Source organism: Leifsonia sp. 22587 (assembly GCF_052044215.1).
In the GTDB taxonomy this organism is placed as follows: domain Bacteria; phylum Actinomycetota; class Actinomycetes; order Actinomycetales; family Microbacteriaceae; genus Leifsonia; species Leifsonia shinshuensis_C.
Genome location: NZ_JBQENB010000001.1, coordinates 1,536,655 through 1,551,046 on the forward strand (window position 1 = coordinate 1,536,655; position 14,392 = coordinate 1,551,046).

Below are 14,392 nucleotides of genomic sequence, written 5' to 3' on the forward strand. Positions count from 1 at the left end.
CGCCGTGGATGGTGAGCAAAACCTTACGTCACTCGGTTTTCAGAATGCAAGCGCCGTTCGGTTTATGGTGGAGGCATGGCACGACGTGGTTCCTACGCGAAAGGCGTGGCGAAGCGGGACGAGATCCTGGAGAGCGCCCTCGAGGTGATCGCCCGGGAGGGATACCGCGGCGCCTCGGTGAAGGAGCTCGCGGACGCCGTCGGCCTCAGTCAGGCCGGCCTGCTGCACTACTTCGACAGCAAGGACGAGCTGTTCACGGCCATCCTGCGCAAGAGGGATGAGGTGGACTCGCGCCGCTTCGGCGAGGTCGACGCCGATCCCACCCCCGAGCGGCTGCGCGAAGGCTACGTCGGCGTCGTGCGCCACAACGCCGAGGTGCCCGGGTTGGTGCAGCTGTTCTCGCGCCTGGCCGTGGAGGCCGGCGATCCGGCGCATCCCGCGCACGACTACTTCGTGGAGCGCAGCGCGGCCTTGCGTGCGATGTTCGCGCGGACGTTCGAGGCGCAGCAGCAGCGGGGCGAGCTCCCGCACTCCGTCGACGCCGACACCCTCGCGCGCCTGGTGCAGGCGGTCTCGGACGGCCTGCAGCTGCAGTGGCTCCAGGACCCCACCGTGGACATGGCCGCCGCCGTCGACGCGCTGTTCGCGCTGCTCACGCCTGGAGCGTCGTCCACTCAAGATGTGGGCCCTGCCGGGATCGAACCGACGACATCCACGGTGTAAACGTGGCGCTCTACCAGCTGAGCTAAAGGCCCTGAACGCCCTCCACCCTACCGAACCCGCCACCGCCCCGAAGATTTGTGCCAAATCGCGGTTATGCGACGCCCGTAACCACTATTTGGCACAAATCGTCGCCCAGCGGGGCCGACGAGGGGTGCGTCAGACGTGCGCGGGGAGGCGGTCGAGGGCGGCGCGGTAGGCCTCGATCGAGCGGGCCTCCCCCGGCGCCGTGATGAAGGAGGCGCGGATGATGCCGCGCTCGTCGATGAGGAAGGTCGCCCGGTTGGCGATCCCCTTCTCGGGGAGGAACACGCCGTACTCCTTGGCGATCTCGCCGTGCGGCCAGAAGTCCGCCAACAGCGAGAAGCCGTAGCCCTCCTGCTCCGCCCACGCGCGCAGCGTGAACTTGGAGTCGACGGAGATCGCCAGCAGCTCGACGCGGTGGTCCTCGAACAGGCCCAGGTTGTCGCGCAGCTCGCACAGCTCGCCCGTGCAGGTGCCCGAGAACGCCAGCGGGAAGAACACCAGCGCCACCGCCTTGCGCCCGCGGAAGTCGCTGAGCCGCACCGTCTCTCCGTACTGGTTGAGCAGTTCGAAGTCGGGTGCCTGGGTGTCGTTCTCGAGGGCCATCGGTCGTCCTTTCAGGCCGGCGCGACGTGGCTCCGCGCAGGCACGAGCACACAGCATAGACCCGCGTTCTCCGAGCGCCAAGCGACGGTCATCAGCACCTCCCGAGTGAGGCTAGGCTGAACGATGGTGCCCGCAGTTGTCGAGAACCGACAGCGCTCCGGCACGTCCACGATCCATCCGACACAAGAAAGAGGTCGAGGGTGACTGTAAACGACCAGGACCCGTACTCGGTGAACAACATCGATTCGGACCCGGAGGAGACCGCCGAGTGGCGTGAATCCCTCGACCAACTGGTTGCGGCCCAGGGCCACGAGCGTGCTCGCGAGATCATGCTCAGCCTGCTGAAGCGCTCGAAGGACCTGCACGTCGGCGTCCCGATGGTGCCGACTACCGACTACATCAACACCATCTCCCCCGAGAACGAGGCGGAGTTCCCCGGCGACGAGGAGATCGAGCGCCGCTACCGCGCCTGGGTCCGCTGGAACGCGGCCGTCATGGTGCACCGCGCGCAGCGCCCCGGCATCGCCGTCGGCGGCCACCTCTCCAGCTACGCCTCCAGCGCGACGCTGTTCGAGGTCGGCTTCAACCACTTCTTCCGCGGCCAGGACCACCCGGGCGGCGGCGACCAGGTCTTCTTCCAGGGCCACGCCTCCCCCGGCGTCTACGCCCGCGCCTTCCTCGAAGGGCGCCTGAGCGCCGACCAGCTCGACGGCTTCCGCCAGGAGAAGTCGCACGCCGGCGGCGGCCTCTCCAGCTACCCGCACCCGCGCCTGATGCCGGACTTCTGGCAGTTCCCGACCGTGTCGATGGGTCTCGGCCCGATCAACGCGATCTACCAGGCCCAGCTCAACAAGTACCTCACCAACCGCGGCATCAAGGATGCGTCCGACCAGCACGTCTGGGCGTTCCTCGGCGACGGCGAGATGGACGAGGTGGAGTCGCGCGGCCAGCTCCAGGTCGCTGCCAACGAGAAGCTCGACAACCTGACCTTCGTCATCAACGCGAACCTCCAGCGCCTCGACGGACCGGTGCGCGGCAACGGCAAGATCATCCAGGAGCTGGAGAGCTACTTCCGCGGCGCGGGCTGGAACGTCATCAAGGTGATCTGGGGCCGCGAGTGGGACGACCTGCTCGCCCGCGACACCGACGGCGCGCTGGTCAACCTGATGAACCAGACGCCGGACGGCGACTACCAGACGTACAAGACCGAGAACGGCGCCTACGTGCGCGAGAACTTCTTCGGCCGCGACCCGCGCACCCTCAAGCTCGTCAAGGACTACAGCGACGACCAGGTGTGGGGCCTCAAGCGCGGTGGCCACGACTACCGCAAGGTCTACGCCGCGTTCAAGGCGGCCGTCGAGCACAAGGGCCAGCCGACCGTCATCATCGCGAAGACGATCAAGGGCTACGGCCTCGGTCCGTCCTTCGAGGGCCGCAACGCGACCCACCAGATGAAGAAGATGACCCTCGACAACCTGAAGGCGTTCCGCGACGCCATGCGCATCCCGGTGTCGGATGCGCAGCTCGAGGAGAACCCGTACCTCCCGCCGTACTTCAACCCGGGCGCCGAGGACGAGACGATCCGCTACCTGCACGAGCGCCGCCGCGACCTGGGCGGCTACGTGCCGGAGCGCCGCGCGAAGTACACGCAGCTGAACCTGCCGGACGACTCCGCCTACGCGATCTCGAAGAAGGGCTCCGGAACGCAGGAGGTCGCCACCACGATGGCGTTCGTCCGCCTCCTGAAGGACCTGCTCCGCTCGAAGGACTTCGGCCACCGCATCGTTCCGATCATCCCGGACGAGGCCCGCACCTTCGGCATGGACGCGTTCTTCCCGAACGCGAAGATCTACAACCCTAACGGCCAGCACTACACGTCGGTCGACCGCGAGCTGCTCCTCGCCTACAAGGAGAGCCCGCAGGGCCAGATCATCCACGTCGGCATCAACGAGGCGGGCGCGCTGGCCGCGTTCACCAACGTCGGAACGTCGTACTCGACGCAGGGCGAGCCGCTCATCCCGGTCTACGTCTTCTACTCGATGTTCGGCTTCCAGCGCACCGGCGACGCCCTCTGGGCGGCCGGCGACCAGATGGCGCGCGGCTTCCTCATCGGCGCCACCGCCGGACGCACCACGCTGACGGGCGAGGGCCTGCAGCACGCCGACGGCCACTCCCCGCTGCTCGCGGCGACCAACCCCGCCGTCGTGCAGTACGACCCGGCCTACGGCTACGAGATCGGCCACATCGTGCGCGCCGGCCTCGAGCGGATGTACGGCGGCAACCACCCCGACCCGAACGTCATGTACTACCTCACGGTGTACAACGAGCCGATCGTGCAGCCAGCCGAGCCGGAGGGCGTGGATGTGGACGGCATCGTCCGCGGCGTCTACAAGCTCCGCGCCGGCGAGGGCGACGGGCCGAAGGCCCAGCTGCTCGCCTCCGGCGTCTCGGTGCCGTGGGCGCTCGAGGCACAGCACCTGCTCGCGCAGGACTGGGGCGTGTCCGCCGACGTGTGGAGCGTCACCTCGTGGGGCGAGCTGCGCCGCGACGGCCTGGCCGCAGAGGAGCACAACTTCCTCTACCCGCAGCAGGAGAAGCAGGTGCCGTACGTCACCCGCAAGTTCCAGGGCTCCGAGGGTCCGTTCGTCGCCGTGACCGACTACTCGCACGCGGTGCCGGACATGATCCGTCAGTTCGTCCCCGGCGAGTACGCCACCCTGGGCGCCGACGGCTTCGGCTTCTCGGACACCCGCCCCGCCGCCCGCCGGTTCTTCAAGATCGACGGACCGTCGATGGTGGTGCGGACCCTCGAACTGCTCGCCGCGCAGGGGAAGGTCGACCCGAACGCTCCGGCGTGGGCGATCGAGAAGTACCTGCTGCACGACGTGAACGCCGGCACCACCGGCTCGGCGGGCGGCGAGGCGTAACACCGCCGTGGCAGGCAGCCCGGTGGAGAGGACGAAGCCCGAGACGCTCGCGTGGTTGCGCAAGATCTCGGGTGAGCTGGCGACGACCACGCTCAAGCGACTCGAGGACACCCTTCCCTGGTACCGCGACATGCCACCGGGCCGGCGCAGCGCCGTCGGCCTGGTGGCCCAGGCGGGCATCTCGTCGTTCATCTCGTGGTACGACGACCCGCGGTCGACGCCGTGGATCGCCGCCGACGTGTTCGGCGCGGCGCCGCGTGAGCTGCTGCGGAGCGTGAGCCTGCAGCAGACGCTCCAGCTGATCAAGATCACCGTCGAGGTGGTCGAGGAGCGGGTGAAGAGCGGAGGCGGCGAGGACCTGCGGGAGGCGATCCTGCTGTACTCGCGCGAGATCGCGTTCGCCGCGGCCGACGTCTACGCCCGCGCCGCCGAGGCGCGCGGCCTGTGGGACGCACGGCTGGAGGCGCTGGTCGTCGACAGCATCCTGACCGGCGAGTACGACGACGAGCTCCCCAGCCGCATCGCCGCGCTCGGCTGGCACGGTCACGGCGAGGTCAGCGTCCTGGTCGGCACCGCGCCCAAGATGCTCGACGTCGACCAGCTGCGCCGCACGGCCCGCCATATGTCGGCGGATGTGCTGATCGGCGTGCAGGGCAGCCGCCTGGTGCTGGTGATCGGCCGCGCCTGGCCGAGCAACAGCACGCCCGAGGATGCGATCGGGCCCGCGCCGGTCGTCTCGTTCCTGGAGATCGCCCAGCAGCTGGAGCCGGGCTTCGGCGCCGGGCACCTGGTGCTCGGTCACGAGGTGCCCAGCCTGGTGGATGCGTCCAAGAGCGCGAAGGCGGCTCTCGCCGGCTTCGCGGTCGCCAAGGCGTGGCGCAACTGCCCGCGTCCGGTGCACGCCGACGACCTGCTTCCGGAGCGCGCGCTCGCAGGAGACGGCCTCGCCCGGGCCACGCTGATCAGCCGCATCTACCGGCCGCTGCAGGCGTACTCGACCGAGCTGCTGACCACCCTGTGGTGCTACCTCGACAACGGCCGGTCGCTGGAGGCGACCGCCCGCGAGCTCTTCGTGCACCCCAACACCGTGCGGTACCGCCTGAAGCGCGTCTCCGAAGTGATCGGGTGGGATGCGACCGGCGCGCGCGAGGCGCTCATCCTGCAGGCCGCGCTCATCGTCGGCTCGATCAACGAGCCCGACTCGCCCCGCCGCGGCGGGTGAGCACCGCCTCCCGCTTGTAGACAACCACAAGCATTCTCCGCAGACTTCGTATCCATCCGACACATCCGCCCCGCGGAAGATTGGCAGACTGGAAACCGTGATCGTCATCGTGTGCCCCGGGCAGGGATCCCAGACCCCCGGGTTCCTCACCCCCTGGCTCGCCGAGTCCTCGTTCCGCGATCAGCTCACCGGCATCTCCGACGCGGTCGGCATCGACCTCGTCGCGCACGGCACCGTGAGCGACGCCGGCACCATCCGCGACACCGCGGTCGCACAGCCGCTCATCGTCTCGGCCGGCTTGCTGACGCTGTCCGCCCTGTTCGCGGACGGCCGTCGTGACCGCATCGGCGGCATCGCGGGCCACTCGGTCGGCGAGCTCACCGCCGCGGCCGGTGCGGGCGTCCTCAGCGAGACCGACGCCGTCGCCTTCGTGCGCGAGCGCGGCACGGCCATGGCCCGGGCGGCCGCCGAGGTCGAGACCGGCATGAGCGCCGTGATCGGCGCCGACGAGACCGAGCTGCTGGCGCGGCTGGACGAGCTGGGCCTCTCCCCGGCCAACTACAACGGCGGCGGCCAGATCGTGGTCGCCGGCGCCCTGGATGCGCTGGCCCAGCTGGCCGAGAACCCGCCGGCTCGCGCCCGCGTCATCCCCCTTCAGGTCGCCGGCGCCTTCCACACCCGCTACATGGCGCCCGCCGTGCCCGCGCTGGAGCAGTTCGCCGCCACGCTGACCACCGGCGACCCGACCCTGCGGCTCTGGACCAACAAGGACGGCTCGGAGGTGACCGACGGCGCCGAGTTCCTGCGGCTGCTGGTCGGCCAGGTGTCCTCGCCGGTGCGCTGGGACCTCGACATGAAGGCCTTCGAGGAGGCCGGCGTCACCGGCCTGATCGAGGTCGCCCCCGCCGGAGCGCTCGTCGGCCTCGCCAAGCGCGGCCTCAAGGGCGTGCCGACCGTCGCCATCAAGACGCCCGACGACCTGGCCGCCGCATTCGACCTCATCGACCAGGCCGCGTAAGGCCGCAAGGAGCTCCCCCGATGACCCACCCCACCCTGCAGCAGTCCCACGGCCCGCAGTACACCCGCATCCTCTCGATCGGCGCCGCCCGTGGCGAGAACGTCGTCCCGAACGACGACCTGGTCGGCCCGATCAACTCGTCCGACGAGTGGATCCGCCAGCGCACCGGCATCATCACCCGCACACGGGCGGGCCGCGACGTGCTCGCCGTCGACCTCGCCACCGAGGCGTCGAAGGAGGCGATCGAGAAGTCGGGCGTCGACCCGAAGCTGATCGACGCCGTGATCGTCGCGACCGTCTCGAACGTGCAGCAGACCCCGTCCATCGCGGCCGTGCTCGCCGACCGGGTGGGCGCAAACCCCGCCGCGGCCTACGACATGAACGCCGCGTGCGCCGGGTACGCCTACGCCGTCGCCCAGGCGGATGCGCTCATCCGCACCGGCGCCGCGCACTACGCGCTCGTCGTCGGCGCCGAGAAGCTGTCCGACGTCGTCGACCCGACCGATCGCACCATCTCGTTCCTGCTCGGGGACGGCGCCGGCGCGGTCGTCATCGGCCCGAGCGACTACCCGGGCATCGCCAAGACGGTGTGGGGCTCCGACGGCTCGAAGGCCGACGCGGTCGGGATGGGCAACACCCTGCTCGAGTACCGCGACGGCGAGAAGCCGTGGCCGACGCTGCGCCAGGAGGGCCAGACGGTGTTCCGCTGGGCCGTCTGGGAGATGGCCAAGGTCGCCAAGCAGGCGCTCGACGAGGCGGGGGTCTCCCCCGACCAGCTGGCCGCCTTCATCCCGCACCAGGCCAACATGCGGATCGTCGACGAGTTCGCCAAGCAGCTCAAGCTGCCGGACACGGTCGCCATCGCCCGCGACATCGAGACGACGGGCAACACGTCCGCCGCATCCATCCCCCTCGCGACCCACCGGCTGCTCCAGGAACACCCGGAGCTGAGCGGCGGACTGGCGCTGCAGATCGGCTTCGGGGCCGGTCTGGTCTTCGGCGCGCAGGTCGTCGTGCTGCCCTAGACTGTTTCCCGGTCACAACGACACCCCCTCAAGGAGAGATAAACCATGGCATTGTCCACCGAAGAAGTTCTCGCCGGCCTGGCCGAGCTCATCAACGACGAGACCGGCATCGCGACCGACACGGTTGAGCTGGACAAGTCGTTCACCGACGACCTCGACATCGACTCGATCTCGATGATGACCATCGTGGTCAACGCCGAGGACAAGTTCGACGTCAAGATCCCGGACGAGGAGGTCAAGAACCTCAAGACCGTGGGTGACGCGGTCGAGTTCATCGTCAAGGCGCAGAACGCCTGAGCTTCGCGCATGCTTCCGCGCGGGCGGCACGCTGAGTGGCCGCCCGCGCGTGCGTCGCGCTCCCCTGAGCGCGTCGTCGTCCTGATTCACGGAGAGTTGCCGTTATGACCAAGAAGATCGTGATCACCGGCGTGGGCGCATCCTCGCCCCTCGGTGGCACCGCGCCCGAGAGCTGGGCCGCACTGCTCGCCGGCGAGTCCGGCGCGCGCACCCTGGAGCACGACTGGGTCGCCCAGTACGAGCTCCCCGTCACATTCGCCGCCGAGGCCAAGGTGCGCCCGGAGGAGGTGCTCGAGCGGCCGGTCGCCAAGCGCCTCGACCCGTCCAGCCAGTTCGCCCTCATCTCCGCGATGGAGGCCTGGGAGGACGCCGGCCGTCCGGACGTCGCCCCCGAGCGTCTCGGCGTCGACTACGCCACCGGCATCGGCGGCGTGTGGACGCTGCTCGACGCCTGGGACACGCTGCGCGAGCGCGGCCCTCGCCGCGTGCTGCCCATGACCGTGCCGATGCTCATGCCGAACGCCGCCTCCGCCGCGGTGTCCATGCACTTCGAGGCCCGGGCGTTCGCCCGCACCGTCGCCTCCGCGTGCGCGTCGAGCACCGAGTCCCTGGTGAACGCCTACGAGCACCTGCAGGCGGGTCTCGCCGACGTGGTGATCGCCGGCGGCACCGAGTCCGCGATCCACCCGATCACGGTCGCCTCCTTCTCGTCGATGCAGGCCCTCTCGCGCCGCAACGACGACCCGGCCCACGCCTCCCGCCCCTACAGCGTCGACCGCGATGGCTTCGTGATGGGCGAGGGAGCCGCCAGCCTGGTGCTGGAGACCGAGGAGCACGCGCTCGCCCGCGGCGCCCGCATCTACGCGGAGCTCGCCGGCGGCGGCGTCACCGCCGACTCGTACCACATCACCGCGAACGACCCCGAGGGCCGCGGCGCCAGCCGCGCGGTGCACATCGCCCTGGAGCGCGCGGGCGCCACCCCGGACGAGGTCACCCACATCAACGCGCACGCCACGAGCACGCCGGTCGGCGACCCGTCCGAGTACGTCGCCCTGCGCGAGGTGTTCGGCGAGCGGGTGCACACCATCCCGGTGTCGGCCACCAAGGCGTCCACCGGCCACCTGCTCGGCGGCACCGGCGCCCTGGAGGCCGTGTTCACCATCCTCGCCATGCGCGACCGTCAGGCGCCGCCGACGATCAACATCACCGAGATGGACCCGGCCATCCCGCTGCAGGTGAAGAGCGAGCCCCAGCCGCTCGGCGACGGGCCCCAGCTGGCGATCAGCAACTCGTTCGGATTCGGCGGCCACAACGCGGTCGCCGCGTTCCGCACCTACTGAGCGGACTCCCGTCGACAGCAGAAGGCCCCGGTCGTTGCGACCGGGGCCTTCTGCGTGTCACCGCCTGCGGGCGGCCGGAGCCCGGCCCGCCGCGGGACGTCTGGGGTGGAGCGGGTCAGCCCACGTTGTGCAGCCAGATCACCGAGGTGTCGTCGTGGGCGTGGCGGAACGGCTCCAGCTCGTCGTCCCAGGCCTGCCCGAGGGCCAGGCGCAGTTCGCGGTGCAGCTCGAGCGCGTTGGCGCCGGCGATCTCCATGGCGTAGCGGATGCGGTCCTCCGGCACGACCATGTTGCCAGCGGTGTCCACCTGGGCGAAGAAGATGCCGAGGTCGGGGGTGTGCATCCAGCGGCCGCCGTCGGTGCCGTGGCCGGCATCCTCCGTCACCTCGTAGCGCAGGTGCTCCCACCCGCGCAGGGCGGACGCCAGCCGGGCGCCGGTCCCCTGCGGGCCGTCCCAGAAGAACTCCGTGCGCTGGGAGCCCTTCAGCACAGGCTGTGCCTCCCAGGTGAAGTTGACAGCGCGACCCAGGGCGCGACCGGCCGCCCACTCGATGTGGGGGCAGAGCGCGCTGGGAGAGGAGTGCACGTAGAGCACCCCTCGAGCTGCGTGTGCCGACATGATTCTCCTCCGTTCGTTGGTGCGTCTTCCCCTACGACCAGGAACGGATGGGATGCTTCGGCGGTGTGAAGTTGGACGCGCTCACGCGCGTTGCCACGATTATGCCTGAGAACCGCGGGTAGTTACAAGATTGTGATTCGGCGATTCGGTCGCCTGGCGAACGCCGGAGCGGAATAGCATACCGAGTATGTCCGTGCAGAACGGTTTTCTGGCCCTGCTGACGCAGGGCCCCGCCTACGGGTCGCAGCTGCAGAGCGAGTTCCTCTGCCGCGCCGCCCACCGCCGCCAGCTCAACCCCGGCCAGGTGTACTCGACCCTCGACCGCATGACGGACCAGGGCCTGGTGGCCTCCGCCGGGGCGACCGACGACGGCCTCCCCCTCTACGAGCTGACGCCGGCGGGGCGCGAGGCGGCGGACGCCTGGCTTTCCGGCGGACCGGCAGACGGCCGCCCCGACTGGGATGAGATGCAGGACCAGGTGCTGATCGCCGCATCCCTCGACGGGGTGGATGCGCTCGCCATCGTCGACGGCTACCGCGCCGCCTACGCCGAGCGCATCCGCTACCTGACGCACGAGGCGGACTCGCGTGCCCTCCTCGCCGCGAACCGCGCGGCCGAACTGGGCGCGAAAGCGGCCATCGAGTGGCTGGACGAGGTCGCGGCGACCCTGGCGGCCCATCCGGGCGCGCTGGTGCAGGCCCGCTCGCCCGAGCGGCCGCGCCGCGGGCGCCGCCCCGCCGCCGAGGCGCCGGCCGCCACGGGCGGCTGACGCGGGGCGTTACTGCTACAGGGCGCTGCGTTGCCGTGCGTCGGACATCCGGCACGCTACGTCGGAGATCCGGAACGTTGCGTCGGAGATCCGGCGCGCTAAATCGGAGTCTTGCGGCGATTCGGCCACAGACTCCTGCCGCAGAGCGTTGCGTCGGAGATTTCGGGCCCTTTCTCCGACGGAAGGTCAGCCGGGCGCGCCGAGCACGACCGGCGCCGGCCGACCCGGGTTCAGTGCAGCAGCTCGCCCTGCTTGTTGAGGACGTTCTTCTCGCCGGCCTCGATCGGCACCGCGAAACGGTTCTGCGCCGGCGGCAGCGGGCAGTTGAAGTTGTAGCTGAACGCGCACGGCGGCAGCACGGCGAGGTTGAAGTCGAGGGTGACCGTCCCGTCGTCGTTCGGGACGACGAACAGGAAGCGGCCGACCGAGTAGGTGCTGTCGCCGTTCGTGGTGTCCGCGAACACGAGCTGCAGCGCACGGCCGGCCTTGAAGGCGGCGAGGTTGTAGTCGACGCCGTCCTTGGTGAAGGTGATCTCGCCGGGGACGACCATGTCGCGGGTCGCGCCGTCGTCCTTCAGGTGCTCGAAGCCGACGGTCTTGCCGCCTTCGATGGGGGTGAATGCCGCCTTGATGATCCACTCGGGGTTGAACGGGAACGCGTCGATCGAGCCGAACTCCTGGATGGCCTCGGAGTCCGCATCCCAGACGCGGAGGGCGTAGTCGCCGTCCTCGCTGGCGATGACGAAGCCGGTCTGCGTGTCGCTGAACCGGATCGCCGACGGGTTGGGGTCGTCCTTGCCGCGTACGATCGCGGACCCGTCCACCAGCACCTCGTCCACGAAGATGTTGTCGGTGGCGGAGGCGGTGACCTTGAGGCCCGACTGCCCCTTCGGGAGCGGCGACCACAGGCCCGGGACGCCCCAGATCGGCTGCTCGGTGTCGGGGTCGCCGGTGATCCACTGCGTGTTGACGAGCGCCAGGTTGCCCTGCGGGGCGGTGACCGCCTGCTCGCGGCGGGCTCGGTAGCGCGCCAGCACGTCGTCGGGAGTGGGCTTCGCGGTCTCGTCGCGGGCGGTGGCGGTGTCGGTCATGGTGTCCATCCTCGGTCAGGTCCCCAGTGAGAACCAAGTCCGACACTCGGGCATTCCGCCCGCGGACTCATTTCGCCTCGGCGTAGCTGTCGACGATCGCGGCGGTCACCGGGAACTCGACCGGGAAGGCGCCGAAGAGCAGCCGTCCCGCCTGCTCCGCGGCTGCCCGGACGGCCGCCGCGACCTCTTCCGCCCGGTCGGCCGGCGTGTGGACGATCACCTCGTCGTGCAGGAAGTACACGAGGTGCGGCGCCTCCGTGAGGGCGGCCCCCGGCGCCAGCGCCGTGAGGCGGTTGCGCAGCTCGGCCATCCAGCACAGCGCCCACTCGGCCGCGCTCGCCTGCACGACGAAGTTGCGGGTGAACCGGCCCCAGTCGCGCGCCCGGCTGCGGGCGCGCCGCTCGTCAGCCGCCGTCGAGTCCGCCGCGAACGCCGCCGCCTGTGCGGCCGCCCAGCCGGTGCCGGGCAGCGGCGAGCTGCGGCCGAGCCGCGACGTCACCTTCTCGCCGCGCTCCCCCGCGCGCGCGGCCTCCTCCACCAGGGCGACGGCCCGCGGGAACGCACGCTGCAGGCGGGGCATCAGCCGCCCGCTCTCCCCCGTCGTCGCGCCGTACATCGCGCCGAGCATGGCGACCTTCGCGTGCGCGCGCTCGTCCACCGCTCCGGACGCGACGATCCCCTCGTACAGATCCTTGCCGCGGCCGGCGGCGGCCATCGCCTGGTCGGCGGCGAGCCCGGTGAGGACGCGCGGCTCGAGCTGTGCCGCATCCGCCACCACCAGCTTCCAGCCGGGATCCGCGACGACCGCCCCGCGCACCTGCTTCGGCAGCTGCAGGGCGCCGCCGCCGCGCGTGGCCCAGCGGCCGGTGACGACGCCGCCGGGCACGTAGTCGGGCCGGAACCGGCCGTCGTGCACCCACGCGTCGAGCCACGTCCATCCATTCGCCGTGAGGAGCCGCGACAGCTTCTTGTACCGCAGCAGCGGCTCGATCACGGGATGCTCGATGCGGCGCAGCTCCCACGACCGTGTGGAGGTGGCCATCACCCCGGCGCGCTGCAGCGCCTTGAGCAGGTCGGGCGGGCTGTCCGGGTTGAGCTCGGGGCTGTCGAGCCCGTCGCGGATGTCGCGGGTGAGTTCTTCGAGCACCGCCGGCCGGCCGTAGGCAGGACGCGGACCGAGCAGGCCGGTGAGCAGCTCGTCGTGGCGCTGGGCGCTGTACGGAAGGCCGGCGTGTTGCAGCTCCACGCCGATGAGCGCGCCGGCGGATTCGGCGGCGAGCAGCAGGCGCAGGCGCCGCGGATCGGCGCTCTGCGCCACGGCGTCCTCCTGCAGGGCGAACTCGGCGCGGGCGTCACGGCCGGCGGTGGCGCCGACGGTCGCCGCCGAGCCCGTCGTGGATCCTGCGGGTTCGCCCGGCGCGTCGTCCAGGTCGAACAGTGCGGTGTGCCGCGGCGCCGCCTCCACCACCGGCTCCTCCATCGCATCCCACGGTCCCGGGTCGGCCGTGGCGAGGGCCGTCGCCGCCGTCAGCGTCGAGGTGCGCAGGATGGCGTGGCACAGCCGCAGGTCGACGCACCGCTCGACCCGGACGCCCGCCGCCAGCAGGGCGGGATACCAGCCGCGCGTGTCGTCCCACACCCAGCGCGGCCGCTCGCTCGCCGCTTCCTCCGCGGCGACCAGACCGGGCAGCTCGGCGAGCGGCACGATGCGGCTGCGCTCGGGAGCCGCATCCGCATCCCGTCGCGCGGACTCGACCCACGTGAGCCGCGCGGCGTCGCGCCCGGAGCGCTCGAGGAGGATGTGCACCCTCCCATTCTCGGGCCCGCCGCCGACACCCGTCGGCGCGTCTCTTGCGCCCGGCGCAGGGTGTGAGGATAATTCACGGAACGACGATGCCGACCCGAAAGGCATGATCGACGATGACCGTCTACCTGCATGACAGCCAGGGGGTCTGGATAGCGTTCCGGACCGACCCGAGGTCCCGCGACCTGTTCAACCCCGATGGCGACTGGATCGGCTGGTTCCCCTGGGGGGACGACGACGCCGTCACCCCCGAGGGCGACTACCTCGGCACGATCCGCGGCGACCGGCTGTTCGCCCGCAACGCCTACCACTACCGCGGCTCGCCCGGGTATCCGGGCGCCCCCGCGTATCCCGGCGCCGCGCCGTATCCGGGCGCCGCGTCGTACACGGGCCTCCCCGACGACTGCGAGGACGTGCCGAGCTCCCTGCTCTGGCCGCGCGTCGCATCCTGACGCGCGCCGCCGCGCTAGTCCGACAGGGCCGCCAGGCGCGCGCGCAGCGACGGCCAGGATGCGGCGAAGCCCGGGTGCAGCGGCAACGACACCACCTGGTCGACCGGCACCCAGCGCAGTTCGATGCTCTCGACGTCCGCCATGTGCGGCTCGAACGAGCGCACCGCCTGCGCGACGACCGTCGTGTACGACCAGAAGCCGAGATCGAGCACGCTCTCGAACAGCACGTGGAGCGCGTCGGGCGGCACCGCCGCCTCCTCGGCCGCCTCGCGGAGCGCACCGTCGACCGCGCTCTCCCCCGCGTGCCGCGCGCCTCCCGGAAGCCCCCAGGTGCCGCCGAAGTGGCTCCAGTCCGCCCGGTGCTGCAGCAGCACCCCGCGCCGCAGGTCGTGCACGAGCAGCCCGGCCGCGCCGAACCGGCCCCAGAACCGCTGGCCGTCCGGCCCTTCCACCCACGCGTCACCCGAGTCCACGTCTC

14 protein-coding genes and 1 tRNA gene are annotated in these 14,392 nt (G+C 70.9%); 9 read left to right on the forward strand and 6 right to left on the reverse strand.

Annotated features, from left to right (window positions below):
• The first annotated feature begins 75 nt into the window (after window positions 1–75).
• Window positions 76–723, forward strand: coding sequence for a TetR/AcrR family transcriptional regulator (locus tag ACTJI1_RS07470; protein ID WP_440742191.1), 648 nt, complete (start codon window positions 76–78; stop codon window positions 721–723).
• On the opposite strand, the gene ACTJI1_RS07475 is transcribed toward ACTJI1_RS07470, so the two are convergent.
• Together ACTJI1_RS07475 and ACTJI1_RS07480 are read right to left on the reverse strand one after the other, a co-directional pair.
• A tRNA-Val gene (locus tag ACTJI1_RS07475) sits at window positions 683–755 on the reverse strand. The two genes, ACTJI1_RS07470 and ACTJI1_RS07475, sit on opposite strands and share 41 nt — an antisense overlap.
• A gap of 124 nt (window positions 756–879) precedes the next feature.
• Window positions 880–1,350 (reverse strand): peroxiredoxin, encoded by a 471-nt coding sequence (locus tag ACTJI1_RS07480; RefSeq protein ID WP_440742103.1) that lies wholly within the window; start codon window positions 1,348–1,350, stop codon window positions 880–882.
• A gap of 200 nt (window positions 1,351–1,550) precedes the next feature.
• On the opposite strand from ACTJI1_RS07480, the gene aceE reads away from it, so the two are divergent.
• From aceE to ACTJI1_RS07510, 6 genes are all read left to right on the forward strand, one after another.
• Window positions 1,551–4,277 carry a pyruvate dehydrogenase (acetyl-transferring), homodimeric type gene (aceE, locus tag ACTJI1_RS07485; RefSeq protein WP_440742104.1) on the forward strand — a complete coding sequence of 909 codons (2,727 nt, stop codon included), beginning with the start codon at window positions 1,551–1,553 and terminating at the stop codon, window positions 4,275–4,277.
• A gap of 22 nt (window positions 4,278–4,299) precedes the next feature.
• Complete coding sequence (locus tag ACTJI1_RS07490) at window positions 4,300–5,499, forward strand: PucR family transcriptional regulator (RefSeq protein WP_310134907.1); 1,200 nt, start codon at window positions 4,300–4,302, stop codon at window positions 5,497–5,499.
• A 97-nt stretch (window positions 5,500–5,596) separates the two neighbouring features.
• Window positions 5,597–6,517 (forward strand): ACP S-malonyltransferase, encoded by a 921-nt coding sequence (locus ACTJI1_RS07495; RefSeq protein WP_440742105.1) that lies wholly within the window; start codon window positions 5,597–5,599, stop codon window positions 6,515–6,517.
• A gap of 20 nt (window positions 6,518–6,537) precedes the next feature.
• A complete protein-coding gene (locus tag ACTJI1_RS07500; protein ID WP_310129258.1) occupies window positions 6,538–7,542 on the forward strand; it encodes a beta-ketoacyl-ACP synthase III in 1,005 nt (334 codons plus the stop codon).
• A gap of 45 nt (window positions 7,543–7,587) precedes the next feature.
• On the forward strand, window positions 7,588–7,839 hold the full coding sequence (locus tag ACTJI1_RS07505) for an acyl carrier protein (protein WP_018190963.1): 252 nt from the start codon (window positions 7,588–7,590) through the stop codon (window positions 7,837–7,839).
• A 104-nt stretch (window positions 7,840–7,943) separates the two neighbouring features.
• A complete protein-coding gene (locus ACTJI1_RS07510; RefSeq protein WP_310129256.1) occupies window positions 7,944–9,179 on the forward strand; it encodes a beta-ketoacyl-[acyl-carrier-protein] synthase family protein in 1,236 nt (411 codons plus the stop codon).
• 115 nt (window positions 9,180–9,294) lie between these two features.
• Here ACTJI1_RS07510 and ACTJI1_RS07515 read toward each other — a convergent pair whose 3' ends face one another.
• Complete coding sequence (locus ACTJI1_RS07515; RefSeq protein ID WP_310129254.1) at window positions 9,295–9,798, reverse strand: DUF3145 domain-containing protein; 504 nt, start codon at window positions 9,796–9,798, stop codon at window positions 9,295–9,297.
• Window positions 9,799–9,985: 187 nt separating this feature from the next.
• Between ACTJI1_RS07515 and ACTJI1_RS07520 the strand changes: the two genes are divergently transcribed.
• Window positions 9,986–10,567: a PadR family transcriptional regulator gene (locus tag ACTJI1_RS07520; RefSeq protein WP_440742106.1), complete on the forward strand. Its 582-nt coding sequence runs from the start codon at window positions 9,986–9,988 to the stop codon at window positions 10,565–10,567.
• Between the two features lie 230 nt (window positions 10,568–10,797).
• Here the strand turns inward: ACTJI1_RS07520 and ACTJI1_RS07525 are convergent, their stop codons facing one another.
• Complete coding sequence (locus tag ACTJI1_RS07525) at window positions 10,798–11,658, reverse strand: DUF1684 domain-containing protein (RefSeq protein WP_440742107.1); 861 nt, start codon at window positions 11,656–11,658, stop codon at window positions 10,798–10,800.
• A gap of 67 nt (window positions 11,659–11,725) precedes the next feature.
• The gene (locus ACTJI1_RS07530) at window positions 11,726–13,465 is read right to left on the reverse strand and encodes a bifunctional 3'-5' exonuclease/DNA polymerase (RefSeq protein WP_440742108.1); all 1,740 of its coding nucleotides are present in this window, start codon (window positions 13,463–13,465) and stop codon (window positions 11,726–11,728) included.
• Window positions 13,466–13,578: 113 nt separating this feature from the next.
• Here ACTJI1_RS07530 and ACTJI1_RS07535 point away from each other — a divergent pair, with 113 nt between their 5' ends.
• Window positions 13,579–13,914 carry a hypothetical protein gene (locus tag ACTJI1_RS07535; protein WP_310129244.1) on the forward strand — a complete coding sequence of 112 codons (336 nt, stop codon included), beginning with the start codon at window positions 13,579–13,581 and terminating at the stop codon, window positions 13,912–13,914.
• Window positions 13,915–13,928: 14 nt separating this feature from the next.
• On the opposite strand, the gene ACTJI1_RS07540 is transcribed toward ACTJI1_RS07535, so the two are convergent.
• The gene (locus ACTJI1_RS07540) at window positions 13,929–14,387 is read right to left on the reverse strand and encodes an NUDIX domain-containing protein (RefSeq protein WP_310129242.1); all 459 of its coding nucleotides are present in this window, start codon (window positions 14,385–14,387) and stop codon (window positions 13,929–13,931) included.
• Window positions 14,388–14,392: the final 5 nt, after the last annotated feature.